Here is a 15492-nt window from a genome sequence, read left to right as displayed (position 1 = left end):
ACATGACTGACCTAAGAAAAATTATCATTGACGAAACAGAGGTCGAGGTCGACCCGTCGATGACCCTTATTCAGGCATGTGAGCAGGCGGGAGTTGAAATCCCACGCTTTTGCTACCACGAGCGGTTGACCATCGCTGGCAACTGCCGGATGTGTCTGGTTGAGGTTGTGGGTGGGCCACCCAAACCTGCGGCATCCTGCGCGATGCAGGTCAAAGATTTGCGCCCGGGCCCAGAGGGCCAGCCGCCAGTCGTTAAGACCAATTCACCGATGGTGAAAAAAGCGCGTGAAGGTGTGATGGAGTTCATGCTGATCAACCACCCGCTTGATTGCCCGATCTGCGACCAGGGCGGGGAATGTGACCTTCAGGATCAGGCCATGGCCTATGGTCTGTCCGGCAGCCGCTATGATCTGCCAAAACGGGCCTGCGATGATCTTGATCTTGGCCCGCTTGTCGCAACAACCATGACACGCTGTATTTCCTGCACGCGCTGCGTGCGGTTCACCTCTGAAGTTGCCGGTATCACCCAGATGGGCCAGACCGGACGCGGCGAAGATGCGGAAATCACCAGTTATTTGAACCAGACACTGGATTCGAACCTTCAGGGCAACATCATTGACCTTTGCCCGGTGGGTGCGCTGACATCTAAACCTTATGCATTCACCGCCCGGCCATGGGAGCTGACCAAGACGGAAACCCTCGACGTAATGGATGCTTTGGGTTCAAACATCCGCGTCGATACCAAAGGGCGTGAAGTCAAACGCATCCTGCCGCGCAACCACGATGGTGTGAACGAAGAGTGGATTTCTGACAAAACGCGTTTTGTCTGGGACGGCTTGCGTCGTCAGCGGCTCGACACGCCTTACATTCGTGAAAACGGAACGCTGCGCGAAGCGAGCTGGGGTGAGGCATTGAATGCTGTCGCTGCTGCGATGAAGGGCAAGAAGGTTGCGGGTCTCGTTGGCGATCTGGTTCCTGTTGAGGCAGCTTATGGATTGAAAGCGCTTGTCGAAGCTCAAGGCGGGAATGTTGAGTGCCGCACAGACGGTGCGAAATTGCCGGAAGGCAACCGTTCCGGTTATGTCGGTACAGCAAGTATCGAAGATATTGATAACGCGCAGATGATTCAGCTGATCGGCTGTAATCCACGCGTAGAAGCGCCGGTATTAAACGCCCGTATCCGCAAGGCATGGACCAACGGCTGCAATATTGGTCTGGTCGGTGAAGCCGTTGATTTAACATATGATTATGTTCACGTCGGCACGGATCGCGCCGCATTGGTTGAACTGAATGAAAAAGACATCGGTGCTGCCAAAGGTATGAACTCTATCGTGATTATCGGGCAGGGTGCCTTGCTTGAAGCAGATGGCGAAGCGGTGCTGTCTCAGGCGATGAAACTCGCCGAAAACACAGAGTCCAAGTTCATGGTGCTTCACACGGCGGCGGGCCGGGTTGGGGCAATGGATGTGGGCTGTACGACCGAAGGCGGGCTTACGGCAGCACTTGATGGAGCCGAAGTGGTCTACAATCTGGGTGCCGATGAAGTTGAAGTGAACGCCGGACCGTTTGTGATTTATCAGGGCAGCCACGGGGATCGTGGTGCACATCGCGCTGATATCATCCTGCCGGGTGCAGCTTATACAGAAGAGCAGGGATTGTTTGTGAATACCGAAGGGCGGCCACAACTTGCATTACGTGCCGGTTTCGCGCCGGGTGACGCAAAGGAAAACTGGGCGATCCTGCGGGCCCTCTCTGCAGAACTGGGTGCGACATTGCCTTACGACAGTCTTGCAGCACTGCGCAAAGCACTTGTTGCGGAGGTTCCGCATTTGGCGGCAATTGATGGCGTTGCTGAGAATAAATGGAAACGGGTGCCGCTGCGCAAACCTGCCAAAGCAGATTTCCGCAACGTGATCACGGATTTCTACCTGACAAACCCAATTGCGCGCGCGTCAGAGTTGATGGCAGAGCTGTCGGCAATTTCTAGAGCGCGGACAAATACCCCGATGGCTGCGGAATAAGAATGATGCGTCTCTTTCATAATGTGGCCCTTGGCCTTGCCCTGCTGGGCGGGGTGGCAGCCTGTGCATCGGTGGAAGAGCCTACTCAGGCCAGTCATGACCCAAGCTACATGGGGATAGAGACCCGGCTTCTTGACGGTGACCTAGTTGCCTTTCTGGTCGAGATGTCGGGCGCACGTACGAATGAGGACGTAGCGGAATACGCAAAATGCGCGGCAGCGCAGTATGCATTGATCCGCGGCTATGGATTTGCGCGACATGTGCGCACAAACGTAGCGAATGAGGGTGGCGTTTGGCGGGGGGATGCTGTTTATACCATCTCGCCAGCATTGCCACGAGGGCTAAGAACAATTGACGCAGAAGTTGTTGTACAAAACTGCGCCGAAACTGGGATACCGACGGTGTGAGGACCTATGGCTGAATTTCTTTCCACCCCACTGGGAACATTGGTGATCATCTTGGCGCAATGCCTTGCGGTGATGGGCTTTGTGATGATTTCGCTGCTGTTTCTGGTTTATGGTGACCGGAAGATCTGGGCCGCCGTGCAAATGCGCAAAGGACCAAACGTTGTTGGGGCCTTTGGTTTGCTGCAATCGGTGGCGGACGCGCTGAAATATGTGGTGAAAGAGGTTGTTATTCCGGCGGGTGTTGACCGGCCGGTTTTCATCCTTGCCCCGCTTGTTTCCTTTGTTCTGGCAATGATTGCCTGGGCGGTTATTCCATTCAACGACGGCTGGGTATTGTCAGATCTGAACGTCGCAATCCTATACGTGTTCGCAGTTTCCTCGCTTGAGGTGTACGGCGTGATCATGGGGGGCTGGGCGTCAAACTCGAAATACGCGTTCCTTGGCAGTCTGCGGTCCGCCGCGCAGATGATTTCTTATGAGGTTTCTATTGGCCTCATCATTGTTGGGGTCGTGATCTCAAGTGGGTCGCTGAACTTTGGCGATATCGTGCGGGCGCAAGACGGCGACTACGGCTTCTTCAGCTGGTACTGGTTGCCGCATTTCCCGATGGTGTTCCTGTTCTTTATCTCTGCCCTTGCAGAAACGAACCGCCCACCCTTTGACCTGCCAGAAGCTGAATCAGAGCTCGTCGCGGGTTATCAGGTCGAATATTCCGCAACGATGTTCCTTCTGTTCATGGCGGGTGAATATATCGCGATCTTCCTGATGTGCGCGCTGACAAGCCTGTTGTTCTTTGGCGGTTGGCTGTCACCAATCCCCGGTCTGCCGGATGGCGTGCTGTGGATGTTTGGCAAGATGTGTTTCTTCTTCTTCATCTTCGCGATGGTCAAGGCCATCACACCACGCTACCGCTATGACCAGCTGATGCGGATTGGCTGGAAAGTCTTCCTGCCGCTGTCACTGGGATGGGTCATACTGGTCGCGTTCTTTGCACAATACGGTGCTTTCGGCGGGGCCTATGCCCGCTGGGCGATTGGGGGCTAAGAGAATGGCAATGGATTATACCCGCGCAGTTAAATACTTCCTGCTGTTTGATTTCATCAAAGGCTTTGGGCTTGGGCTGAAGTATTTTTTCGCACCCAAAGCAACGTTGAATTATCCGCATGAAAAGGGCCCGCTGTCCCCCCGGTTTCGCGGTGAACACGCGCTGCGCCGTTATCCGAACGGTGAAGAACGCTGCATCGCCTGCAAACTGTGCGAGGCTGTTTGCCCGGCGCAGGCGATCACGATTGACGCAGAACCCCGCGATGACGGCTCTCGACGCACGACGCGCTATGACATCGACATGACCAAATGCATTTACTGCGGTTTTTGCCAAGAGGCCTGCCCGGTGGATGCGATTGTTGAAGGTCCGAATTTTGAATTTTCAACCGAAACCCGCGAAGAGCTGTTCTATGACAAGGCAAAACTCTTGTCGAACGGTGACCGCTGGGAAGCAGAAATTGCCCGCAACCTTGAACTGGACGCACCCTACCGATGAGTGATGCAAAGAACCCTTTTGAAGAGATGATGGCCCGGGCGCAGGAAATGGCGAAATCCATGAATCCGGCTATGGAGTCCTTTACGCCTAAGGGGTTCGAAGCACTTTGGCCAACGATGCCAAAAGACCTCATGGAACTGGCCTTTGGCAACGCAGTCAACAAAGACGGGCTGGATGCAAAGACCCGGCTGCTGATTACGATTGCAGCTCTGACCATGCAGGGGGCTCAGGCCGATACGCAAGTTCGCCTGACGGTGCGCCACGCGCTAGAGGCCGGGGCAAAGAAACAAGAGATTGTCGAAACCATTGGCCAGATGTCGATGTTTGCCGGAATTCCTGCCATGACCCGTGCACTACAGCTTGCACAAGAAGTTATGGGCGAAATAGAGGATGACAAGTCATGACCTTAACCGCATTTGCGTTTTATGTGTTTGCCATAACCGTAGTGACCTCTGGTCTGTTTGTGGTTGTGTCCAAGAACCCGGTTCATTCGGTTCTTTGGCTGATCCTTTCGTTTCTGAGTTCCGCAGGATTGTTTGTGCTTCTTGGCGCTGAATTCGTCGCGATGCTGCTGGTCATTGTCTATGTTGGCGCGGTCGCGGTTTTGTTCCTGTTTGTTGTCATGATGCTGGATGTGGATTTTGCCGAACTGAAGGCAGAGATGGCGAAATACGTACCACTTGCCCTGTTGATTGGTGTTGTTTTGCTTATGCAGCTTGGCATGGTGCTTGGCACCTGGACATCATCAGAGGCGGCAATGGATCTGCGTGGGGCCGTTGCCCCCGCGATTGAAGGGACGCATAACACGGCCGCTTTGGGCCGGTTGATCTATGACGACTACATTTACCTGTTCCAGGCAGCGGGTTTGATTTTGCTGGTTGCGATGATTGGCGCGATTGTTCTGACACTGCGCCACCGTCCAAACATCAAGCGACAAAACGTTATGGCCCAGATGCACCGTGATCCGGCCAAGGCGATGGAACTGAAAGATATGAAACCGGGGCAGGGGCTGTGAACCTTTGGCTGATCATCGGTGTTGCGATGATCGTTTTTGGAGTAGCGGTCCGGCAACGCCGGAAAAAAGACGAAGAAGATAAGGACTGAGGGACAGATGATCGGAATTGAACATTATCTTGCGGTGGCCGCGGCATTATTCGTCATCGGCATCTTTGGCATCTTCCTCAACAGGAAGAATGTGATCGTGATCCTGATGTCGGTGGAACTGATGCTACTTGCGGTCAATATCAACCTGGTCGCCTTTTCGGCACATCTGGGGGATCTGGTCGGGCAGGTCTTTACCATGTTCGTCCTGACCGTTGCCGCAGCTGAAGCGGCGATCGGTCTTGCGATCCTTGTATGTTTCTTCCGTAACCGCGGCACGATCGCGGTTGAAGATGTCAACGTGATGAAGGGGTAGCGGATCATGGAAACCATCATCCTGTTTGCACCTCTGGTTGGCGCGATCATCGGCGGCTTTGGCTGGCGCATTATCGGCGAAAAGGGCGCGATGATCCTGACGACGGGGCTGTTGTTTTTGGCCGCGTTTCTTAGTTGGATTGTGTTCCTTGGCTTTGACGGGGAAACCCAGCAAATCCACATTATGCGCTGGATTGAAAGTGGTACGCTTAGCACCGACTGGGCGATCCGGCTTGATCGACTGACCGCAACAATGCTGATCGTTGTCACGACGGTCTCAAGCCTCGTTCACCTCTATTCCTTTGGCTACATGGACAATGATCCGCAATGGAAAGAGGGCGAAAGCTATAAGCCACGCTTCTTTGCGTACCTCAGCTTTTTCACCTTCGCGATGTTGATGCTGGTGACGGCAGACAACCTAGTGCAGATGTTCTTTGGCTGGGAAGGCGTTGGTGTCGCATCCTATCTGTTGATCGGGTTTTACTACCGTAAGCCAAGCGCGAATGCCGCCGCGATCAAAGCGTTCGTTGTGAACCGGGTTGGTGACTTTGGGTTTGCACTTGGTATCTTTGGCCTGTTCTTTCTGGTCGACAGCATCCGGCTTGAAGATGTCTTTGCGGCTGGTCCGATGCTGGCTGATACAACACTGCATTTCCTCTGGACCGATTGGAACGCTGCAAACCTGCTTTGCTTCCTGCTGTTTGTCGGGGCGATGGGTAAATCTGCACAGCTGTTCCTGCACACCTGGTTGCCCGATGCGATGGAAGGTCCAACACCCGTTTCGGCCCTGATCCACGCCGCCACCATGGTGACAGCTGGCGTCTTCCTTGTCTGCCGTATGTCGCCGATCATGGAGTATGCGCCTGCCGCGACGACATTTATTGTGATCATCGGCGCGAGCACAGCGTTTTTTGCCGCGACCGTGGGGCTTGTACAGAATGACATCAAGCGCGTGATCGCCTATTCAACCTGTTCACAGCTTGGCTACATGTTTGTGGCGGCAGGTGTTGGTGTTTACTCGGCTGCGATGTTCCATCTGCTGACCCACGCGTTCTTTAAGGCATCTCTGTTTCTTTGTGCCGGTTCCGTTATCCACGCGATGCATCATGAACAAGACATGCGGAACTATGGCGGTTTGCGCAAAAAGATTCCCTATACCTATTGGGCAATGATGATTGGCACGCTGGCCATTACCGGGGTTGGCATTCCGCTGACGACAATCGGTTTTGCTGGTTTCCTGTCGAAGGATGCTATTATCGAAAGCGCGTTTGGTGCGCATTCAGCTGCTGGCAATTACGCCTTCTGGATGCTTGTTATCGCGGCTGGGATGACATCATTCTACAGCTGGCGCCTGATGTTCATGACATTCTTTGGCGAGGCGCGTGGCGACAAACACACCCATGACCATGCACATGAAAGCCCAATGACGATGCTGATCCCGCTTGGGGTGCTGAGCATTGGCGCAGTTTTCGCTGGGATGGTTTGGTACGGCTCCTTCTTCGGTGACCATGATCAGGTCAACGAGTTCTATGGTGCGCCGACACACGAAGTTGCGATGGCCGAAGGTGGCCACGGCGAAGACGCGACGGATACAAGCCATGGAGAGGCGACAACCGAAACCGCTGATCACGGAACCGCAGCAACCACCGAGAGCCATGATGAGACCGCAACTGCGGATACAGGTCACGGTGACGATGCGCTTGCTGACGCCGGGCATGCTATGGCGACAGCACCGGTTGGTGCGGTCTTTACCCACCCCGACAACCATGTGATGGACAATGCCCACCACGCACCAAACTGGGTTAAAGTTTCACCCTTTATCGCGATGGTTCTGGGGTTAGGGCTTGCTTACTTGTTCTACATTGTGAACCCAAGCCTGCCGCGTCGCCTGGCCGAAAGCCAGCGTCCGGCGTACCTGTTCCTGCTGAACAAATGGTACTTTGACGAAGCGTATGACTTTCTGTTCGTTCGCTCTGCCAAGGCGCTTGGCCGGTTTCTGTGGAAGCGGGGTGATGGCAATATCATCGACGGCACTCTTAATGGGGTGGCAATGGGAATTATCCCGTTCTTCACCCGTCTCGCGGGTCGGGCGCAGTCCGGCTATCTGTTCCATTACGCCTTTGCCATGGTGATCGGGATCGTAATCCTCGTCACATGGATGACGATCAGCGGAGGGGCTGAATAACATGGAAAATCTTCTTTCCATCGTCACGTTTATTCCGCTGTTGGCGGCCGTAATTCTGGCTCTTTTTCTGCGCGGTGATGACGCGCCTGCACAACGAAATGCAAAATGGGTCGCTCTGCTTGCAACCTCTGCGACGTTTATCGTGTCCCTGTTCCTGCTCAGTGGATTTAACCCCGACGATACTGGCTTTCAGTTCGTCGAGGAGAAATCTTGGATTATCGGGCTGACCTATAAGATGGGCATTGACGGGATCAGTTTGCTGTTTGTCATGCTGACAACTTTCCTGATGCCGCTGGTGATCGCCGCATGTTGGGATGTGAATACGCGCGTCAAAGAATACATGATTGCCTTTCTGGTTCTGGAAACGCTTATGCTTGGCGTGTTCTGTGCGTTGGACCTTGTGCTGTTCTATCTATTCTTTGAGGGCGGGCTCATTCCGATGTTCCTGATCATTGGCATCTGGGGTGGGGCGAACCGGATTTATGCTTCGTTCAAGTTTTTCCTTTATACCTTCCTCGGATCAGTCCTGATGCTGGTTGCGATGATCGCAATGTATGTGGATGCAGGCACAACCGATATTCAGGCCTTGCTGACGCATACTTTCGGGTCGGAAACGATTTCTGTCATGGGCTTTCAGGTCATAGGCGGATTGCAGACTGTATTGTGGGTCGCGTTTTTTGCGTCTTTCGCAGTCAAGATGCCAATGTGGCCCGTTCACACCTGGCTTCCTGATGCGCACGTTCAGGCCCCAACTGCCGGGTCTGTGGTGCTGGCGGCGATCCTGTTGAAAATGGGCGGGTATGGTTTCCTTCGATTCAGCCTGCCAATGTTCCCCGTCGCCTCTGACATTCTTGGGCCATTCGTTCTTTGGATCAGCGTGATCGCAATTATCTACACCTCGTTTGTTGCGCTGGTGCAGGAAGACATGAAAAAGCTGATCGCGTATTCGTCAGTTGCCCACATGGGTTATGTCACGATGGGTATTTTTGCAGCCAATCAGCAGGGTATTGATGGCGCGATTTTCCAGATGCTCAGCCACGGCTTTATCTCTGGAGCGCTCTTCCTTTGTGTGGGCGTGATTTATGACCGAATGCACACCCGTGACATTGATGCCTATGGCGGCCTCGTGAACCGGATGCCAGCCTATGCGCTGATCTTCATGTTCTTTACGATGGCGAACGTTGGCCTGCCCGGCACCTCCGGGTTCATTGGTGAATTCCTTGTGCTGATCGGTATTTTCCAGGTTAACACGTGGGTTGCGATGTTTGCCACAACCGGTGTGATCCTGTCTGCCGCTTATGCTCTATGGCTGTATCGCCGGGTCGTCATGGGAGATTTGATAAAAGAGTCCCTGCGCTCGATCACTGACATGACCGGGCGCGAGCGTGCGATCTTTGCGCCGCTGGTTGTCATGACTTTGCTTCTTGGCGTTTACCCAAGCCTTGTGACCGATTTGATCGGTCCCTCGGTTGAGGCGCTTGTTCACAATTATCACGCTGCATTGCCTGTCACAGACGGCAGTATGCAGGTTGCATCACACTAAGGGTGGGTCCGATGATCTCTTCTGATATTTCAACTGTCTTACCCGAGATCGTGCTGGCCGTCTTCGCGATGGGTGCGCTGATGTTCGCGGTTTACACCGGCAAAGACAAAACAGCTCCGATGATCCTGTGGCTGACAGCGATGGTGCTTGCTGGCATCGGTATCTGGGTCGCTATTTCGGGCAACGGAAGCAGGGTTGCCTTTGGTGGCGCTTTCGTTGACGACGCCTTTTCGCGCTATGCAAAAGTAATCATTCTGCTCTCGGCCTCTGCAATCCTGTTGATGAGTCAGGATTACATGACCAAACGCGGATTGATGCTTTTTGAGTTCCCGATCCTTGTCGCGCTTGCGGTTGTTGGCATGATGATGATGGTCTCTGCGGGCGATTTGATGGCGCTCTACATGGGACTAGAGCTGCAGTCGCTGTCGCTTTACGTGGTTGCGGCATTGCGCCGGGACAGCGTTAAATCTACGGAAGCGGGTCTTAAATATTTTGTGCTGGGAGCGCTGAGTTCCGGGCTTCTTCTCTATGGTGCATCACTGACATACGGCTTTGCGGGAACGACGCTGTTTTCTGGCATTATCACGACAGTTGAGGCAGGGCATGTGCCTTTGGGTATGTTGTTTGGTTTGGTCTTCATCGCGGCAGGTTTGGCCTTCAAGGTTTCTGCTGCCCCGTTCCATATGTGGACACCGGACGTTTATGAAGGCTCTCCAACCCCTGTGACAGCTTTCTTTGCGACTGCGCCAAAGATCGCAGCAATGGGTCTGTTCGCCCGTGTGCTCTATGATGCCTTTGGCAACGCGGTTGCTGACTGGTCACAAATCCTTGCCTTCCTTTCTGTCGCTTCCATGTTCCTCGGGGCAGTTGCCGCGATTGGCCAGCGCAACATCAAACGTCTGATGGCATATTCTTCGATTGCGCATATGGGTTTTGCCCTGATGGGTCTTGCGTCTGGCACCGTCTTTGGTGTTCAGGCCATGCTGGTTTATATGGCGATCTATGTGACCATGAACATCGGTACTTTTGCCTTTATTCTGTCGATGGAAAAAGACGGCCAGCCCGTCACTGATATTGATTCACTTAACATGTACTCGAAACATGACCCGCTGCGCGCTGTTGCGATGATGGTGTTGCTGTTCAGCCTTGCAGGTGTTCCGCCGCTGGTTGGGTTCTTTGGTAAGTACTATGTGCTGCTCGCCGCAGTTCAGGCCGGGATGAGCTGGCTTGCGATCGCAGGTGTGGTCGCTTCTGTGATAGGAGCGTTTTATTACCTCAGGATCGTTTACTTCATGTATTTCGGTGAAGAAGGTGACATGCTCGACAAAGCCAAGTCGCCAATTCTGTGGGGTTTCCTGATGGCGTCCGCAGCAATCATGGTTGTGGGTGTCGTGAACCTGTTTGGCATCGAAGGCTTCGCAGCCGCTGCGGCCGAGACTCTTGTCCGCTAAACCCTGGCCTGAAGGAACGGGTTGTCGCATTCTTCAGGAAGTCGACAGTACCAACGCCGAGGCACAACGTCTGGCTCCGACACTCTCGGGGCCAGAGTGGATTCTGGCGCATCGCCAAACCACAGGGCGTGGGCGGCGTGGCCGGCCCTGGGCGAACCCGGTTGGCAATTTCACGGCAACCTTGGTGATGCAGCCCGGTGAAACGCCGGACAAAGTTGCGCTGCGTTCGTTCGTTGCATCACTTGCGCTGTTTGATGCGTTTGTTGCGGCAACAGGACGGGTTGCACTATTCGCGCTCAAGTGGCCAAATGACGTTTTGTTAAATGGTGGCAAGGTCGCGGGGATTTTGTTGGAAAGTGCCGGGGCAGGTGGCACGTTAAGTCATTTCTGCATCGGTATTGGTGTTAACCTTGTGGCGGCGCCCAGTCGTTCGGACGTCGACGAAAGCGCGATAACACCGGTTGATTTGCAATCGGAAACGGGCGCGCGCGTGACACCAGAGGAGTTTCTTGATTTGCTGGCTCCTGCCTTTGCAGACTGGGAAGCACAATTCAGCACCTACGGGTTTGCCCCAATCCGACAGGCATGGTTGAACCGTGCTGCCAAGATCGGGGAAGTGATTACCGCGCGCACTGGCAAGGAAAGTGTTGTCGGCACTTTTGAAACGATTGACGATACCGGCGCGCTGGTTCTTAAAACTGCAAGCGGTCGGCGGGTGATCTCCGCCGCCGAGGTCTTTTTCTAAAAGGAGGCGGCCAATGCTTCTGGCAATTGACTGCGGCAATACGAATACAGTTTTTTCGATCTGGGACGGGGAGAAATTTCTCTGCACATTGCGGACCGTTACGGAACATCAGCGAACGGCTGATCAGTACTTTGTCTGGCTGTCAACGCTTTTGCGGCATCATAAGATCGAGATGGAGATTGACGAGGTAATCATTTCATCCACTGTGCCACGCGTGGTTTATAACCTTCGGGTGTTTTCGGACCGGTACTTTGATTGCCGACCGCTGGTCGTTGGAAAACCAGAATGCCTGCTGCCTGTAGACGTGCGTGTTGATGAAGGAACAGCCGTCGGACCGGACAGATTGGTCAACACCGTTGCGGGGTTTGATTTGCATGGTGGGAACTTGATCCTAGTTGATTTTGGCACCGCAACCACCTTTGATGTAGTGGCCGAGGATGGCGCTTATATCGGCGGGGTGATCTCTCCCGGCGTAAACTTGTCGCTTGAGGCCTTGCACAATGCTGCAGCAGCCTTACCTCATGTGGATATTTCCAAGCCTCAGGCAGTGATTGGCACGAATACGGTTGCGTGCATGCAGTCGGGTGTGTTCTGGGGCTATATCGGACTCGTCCGGGAAATTTGTACTCGGATCAAGGCGGAACGCGGCGTGCCGATGAAAGTCGTTGCTACCGGCGGGCTCGCCCCGTTGTTTCAGCAGACCGAGATGCTTTTTGATGAATATAATGATGATCTGACGATGCACGGTTTGACCGTCATTCATAAGTATAACAAGGATCGGGGCACTATATGAGCTCAAACCGACTGATTTACCTTCCCCTCGGCGGTGCCGGGGAAATTGGCATGAACGCCTATGTTTACGGTTATGGTCCGGAAGGAAAAGAGCGGCTTATTCTGGTCGATCTTGGTGTGACATTTCCTAATATGGATACGACACCCGGTGTGGACCTGATCTTTCCGGATGTGACATGGCTAGAAGAGAACGCTGAGAGGCTGGAAGCGATTTTCATCACCCACGCACATGAAGATCATGTTGGAGGTATCGGCCACCTTTGGAACCGGCTTAAGGTACCGGTCTATGCCCGTACGTTCACCGCGAACCACGCGCGGCGCAAGATGGAAGAACACGGTGCGCCCGAAGACGAGGTGATAACTGCAGCGGCCTATCCGGAAATTATAAAAGCTGGCCCGTTCAAAGTATCTTTCCTGCCATTAGCGCATTCCATCCCGGAAAGCAGCGGGCTCGTCATTGACACGCCGGACGGGCGGATCGTGCATACCGGCGACTTCAAGCTTGATGAAACGCCGGTCGTCGGGGACGCCTTTGACCCGGATCTTTGGGCCGAGGTTGCCAAACCCGGTGTTAAAGTTCTGGTCTGTGACTCAACAAATGTATTTTCCCGGCATCCTGGCCGCTCTGAAACCAGCGTTGCACCGGAGATCAAGGCGCTTGTGACAGGTGCCAAGGGCATGGTTGTGGCAACGACTTTCGCCTCAAATATTGCGCGCCTTCAAACCCTGGCGGAAGCTGGCATTGCCTCCGGCCGCTCCGTTTGCCTGTTGGGGCGTGCAATGAAGCGCATGATCACAGCGGGTGTCGAAACAGGTGTTCTGACCAATTTTCCATCGACGATTACTGCAGAAGAGGCGCAACAGGTGCCACGGGAAAACCTGATGCTTATTGTGACAGGGTCTCAGGGTGAACGGCGGGCAGCCTCTGCTGGGCTTTCGCGTGGCAAGTATCTGGGTTTGTCCATGAAAGAGGGGGATTTGTTCCTGTTCTCGTCAAAGACAATCCCGGGAAATGAACGTGGCGTGATCAACATCATGAACGCCTATTCAGAAATGGGCGTTGACGTCGTTGACGACAGTACCGGGCACTATCACGTTTCCGGGCATGCGAACGGCCCCGATCTGCAGCGCGCGCACGAGATATTTGCACCACAGATGATCATTCCAATGCACGGTGAACACCGGCATTTACGCGAGCATGTTCGACTGGCCGAAAACGGTGGCCGCGCGGCGGTTCTGGCCGTGAACGGTACAATGGTGAACTTGTCGGGAAATAAGCCGAAAGTTGCAGAGTACATTGAAACTGGTCGGACCTATTTGGATGGCTCAGTGCAAATCAGCGCGCTTGACGGGATCATACGTGACAGAATTCGTATGGCGCTGAATGGCCATGTTGTTGCGACGGTCATCATTGACGAAGAAGACGAGCCGCTGGGTGGTGCGTGGATAGAACTGATGGGGTTACCGAAAGCGGGTCGCTCCAAAGCGCCGCTCACGGATGTGCTGGAGGAAGATCTGAGCCAGATTTTGAACCGGATGGACGATAAAACGCTGCGCGATGATGACAAGTTGGAAGAAGCCATTCGCCGCGAGATACGCCGGTCTGCCAACGATGAAATAGGCCGTAAGCCAGAGGTGACAGTCGTGGTCAGCCGATTGGTTGGTTAACTACGCTTTTCGGTTCGCAACAATGAAAAAGCCCCGGTTCTTTTGCCGGGGATTTTGCTCATATTGTTCGGGTCTTAGTCTGTACGCCGTTCATCAAAACTCATGGCGATGAAGCTTGGCAGATGGTCACCCATTCCAACAACCTTGTTGTTATCCTGTTGTTTTCTTGCAGGACGATCTTCGGATTTTTCACGGCGTCCCTTTCTGGGGGCCGCTTCTTTGGCGATTTCGGCTGCCGGGATCGCCTCGGGTTGTTGCTCTGTAACCGTATCTGCAGTCTGAGTCTCTGTTTCAGCAGATGTTTTCCTGCTTACGCGTTTTCTGCTAGGTCTGCTTCGTTTTGCAGTTTCAGGTTTTGGTGACGCTTCCACCTCTGCAGTGGGTGTGTCGACAGAATCTGCCGCGCCAGCAACACCTTCGATGCGCGGTACGGGTTGATTGACTAACCGCTCAATTGCAGCCAGGTTTTTTTCATCCTGCGGAGCACAGATCATCAATGTCTTGCCGCTGCGCCCGGCACGGCCTGTTCGGCCAATCCGGTGTACATAATCCTCGGCGTGGCTTGGCACATCGTAGTTAAACACGTGCGAAACTTTCGGAATATCAAGCCCCCGCGCCGCGACATCGGATGCGCAGAGGAACCGCAGATCGCCTTCGCGGAACCGCGCCAGAACTTCCATGCGTTTGCTTTGTTCCAGATCCCCATGAATGGGTTCGGCTTCATAACCGTGTTTCTTCAGCGATTTTGCGACGATATCCACGTCGACTTTGCGATTACAAAAAATGATGGCGTTTGAACAAGCTTCGCCTTCGCGCTCGATCATGGCGCGCAGCAGATCGCGTTTTTCCTTTGCCGCCCGGTCCCGGCGTGACGCTTTGAACATCACGACGCCCTGTTCAATATTCTCGCCAGTGGTTGCAGCACGCGCAACTTCGACCTTAGCGGGGTTTGAAAGGAAGGTGTTTGTGATCCGCTCAATCTCTGGTGCCATCGTTGCAGAGAAGAACAGGGTCTGACGGGTAAAGGGGGTCAGGCTGAATATCCGCTCGATATCAGGGATAAAGCCCATATCAAGCATACGGTCAGCTTCGTCCACAACCATGATTTGCACGCCGGTCAGCAGCAGTTTGCCACGTTCAAAATGGTCAAGCAGCCGTCCTGGTGTTGCGATAAGCACATCGACGCCTTTGTCGATTAATTTGTCCTGTTCTTTGAAAGAAACGCCGCCTATGAGTAGGGCTTTGGTCAGCTTGGTATTCTTGGCGTAGATATCGAAGTTTTCTGCAACCTGCGCTGCCAGTTCACGTGTAGGCGCAAGCACCAGCGAGCGCGGCATGCGCGCACGCGCGCGGCCCCGTCCAAGCAGTGTAATCATTGGTAAAACGAAGGATGCCGTCTTGCCAGTGCCCGTCTGGGCGATGCCTAAAACATCCCGGCCTTCCAGCGCTGGAGGTATAGCGCCTTCCTGAATCGGCGTCGGCGTTTCATAGCCAGCTTCTTCTACAGCATTCAAAACTTTTTTATCGAGTTTCAGATCGGAGAATTTTATCATTCTTTTCCGTATTCTACGGCTATCTGTGCCGTATCGGTTCCGGGGGTAGCTGACCCGAACGGTCAAACCATATCACTATATGGCCCCCAACGCGCCTGAGTTACTGAAAATATGAGCCCGGGTCAATCTATTGCCGATGATTCATGTCAATATGAGCGGCTTTCACAAAAT

The 15492-nt window shown here is 53.9% G+C and carries 14 protein-coding genes; 13 read left to right on the top strand and 1 reads right to left on the bottom strand.

Going from position 1 to position 15492, the window contains the following annotated elements; all coding sequences use genetic code 11:
• The first annotated feature begins 2 nt into the window (after positions 1–2).
• The 13 genes from nuoG to J4E70_RS06985 all read left to right on the top strand — a co-directional run bounded on the left by nuoG (position 3) and on the right by J4E70_RS06985 (position 13768).
• Complete coding sequence (gene nuoG, locus J4E70_RS07045; RefSeq protein ID WP_213888380.1) at positions 3–2021, top strand: NADH-quinone oxidoreductase subunit NuoG; 2019 nt, start codon at positions 3–5, stop codon at positions 2019–2021.
• A gap of 5 nt (positions 2022–2026) precedes the next feature.
• Positions 2027–2428: a hypothetical protein gene (locus J4E70_RS07040; protein ID WP_213888467.1), complete on the top strand. Its 402-nt coding sequence runs from the start codon at positions 2027–2029 to the stop codon at positions 2426–2428.
• Between the two features lie 6 nt (positions 2429–2434).
• Positions 2435–3472, top strand: a complete 1038-nt coding sequence (nuoH, locus tag J4E70_RS07035; RefSeq protein WP_213888379.1) for an NADH-quinone oxidoreductase subunit NuoH — start codon at positions 2435–2437, stop codon at positions 3470–3472.
• Positions 3473–3476: 4 nt separating this feature from the next.
• Entirely contained in the window at positions 3477–3968 is a 492-nt protein-coding gene (gene nuoI, locus J4E70_RS07030) for an NADH-quinone oxidoreductase subunit NuoI (RefSeq protein ID WP_213888378.1), read from the top strand.
• Positions 3965–4372 carry a carboxymuconolactone decarboxylase family protein gene (locus J4E70_RS07025; protein ID WP_213888377.1) on the top strand — a complete coding sequence of 136 codons (408 nt, stop codon included), beginning with the start codon at positions 3965–3967 and terminating at the stop codon, positions 4370–4372. The genes nuoI and J4E70_RS07025 overlap by 4 nt, the downstream gene beginning before the upstream one ends.
• Positions 4369–4983 (top strand): NADH-quinone oxidoreductase subunit J, encoded by a 615-nt coding sequence (locus J4E70_RS07020; RefSeq protein ID WP_213888376.1) that lies wholly within the window; start codon positions 4369–4371, stop codon positions 4981–4983. Before J4E70_RS07025 ends, J4E70_RS07020 begins: the two co-directional genes overlap by 4 nt.
• A gap of 96 nt (positions 4984–5079) precedes the next feature.
• Positions 5080–5385, top strand: coding sequence for an NADH-quinone oxidoreductase subunit NuoK (gene nuoK / locus J4E70_RS07015; RefSeq protein ID WP_213888375.1), 306 nt, complete (start codon positions 5080–5082; stop codon positions 5383–5385).
• Positions 5386–5391: 6 nt separating this feature from the next.
• Entirely contained in the window at positions 5392–7569 is a 2178-nt protein-coding gene (gene nuoL / locus J4E70_RS07010; protein ID WP_213888374.1) for an NADH-quinone oxidoreductase subunit L, read from the top strand.
• Position 7570: 1 nt separating this feature from the next.
• Complete coding sequence (locus J4E70_RS07005) at positions 7571–9112, top strand: NADH-quinone oxidoreductase subunit M (RefSeq protein WP_213888373.1); 1542 nt, start codon at positions 7571–7573, stop codon at positions 9110–9112.
• 11 nt (positions 9113–9123) lie between these two features.
• The gene (gene nuoN / locus J4E70_RS07000; RefSeq protein WP_213888372.1) at positions 9124–10563 is read left to right on the top strand and encodes an NADH-quinone oxidoreductase subunit NuoN; all 1440 of its coding nucleotides are present in this window, start codon (positions 9124–9126) and stop codon (positions 10561–10563) included.
• Positions 10553–11308, top strand: coding sequence for a biotin--[acetyl-CoA-carboxylase] ligase (locus J4E70_RS06995; protein WP_246531646.1), 756 nt, complete (start codon positions 10553–10555; stop codon positions 11306–11308). The genes nuoN and J4E70_RS06995 overlap by 11 nt, the downstream gene beginning before the upstream one ends.
• Positions 11309–11321: 13 nt before the next feature.
• Positions 11322–12101, top strand: a complete 780-nt coding sequence (locus J4E70_RS06990; RefSeq protein ID WP_213888371.1) for a type III pantothenate kinase — start codon at positions 11322–11324, stop codon at positions 12099–12101.
• Positions 12098–13768: a ribonuclease J gene (locus tag J4E70_RS06985; protein ID WP_213888370.1), complete on the top strand. Its 1671-nt coding sequence runs from the start codon at positions 12098–12100 to the stop codon at positions 13766–13768. The genes J4E70_RS06990 and J4E70_RS06985 overlap by 4 nt, the downstream gene beginning before the upstream one ends.
• Before the next feature lie 74 nt (positions 13769–13842).
• On the opposite strand, the gene J4E70_RS06980 is transcribed toward J4E70_RS06985, so the two are convergent.
• On the bottom strand, positions 13843–15321 hold the full coding sequence (locus J4E70_RS06980; protein WP_213888369.1) for a DEAD/DEAH box helicase: 1479 nt from the start codon (positions 15319–15321) through the stop codon (positions 13843–13845).
• Positions 15322–15492: the final 171 nt, after the last annotated feature.

This window comes from Pseudohalocynthiibacter aestuariivivens, assembly GCF_018457175.1.
In the GTDB taxonomy this organism is placed as follows: domain Bacteria; phylum Pseudomonadota; class Alphaproteobacteria; order Rhodobacterales; family Rhodobacteraceae; genus Pseudohalocynthiibacter; species Pseudohalocynthiibacter aestuariivivens.
Note: the sequence above shows the minus strand (reverse complement) of the source record. Positions and strands in the feature narration are given on the sequence as shown.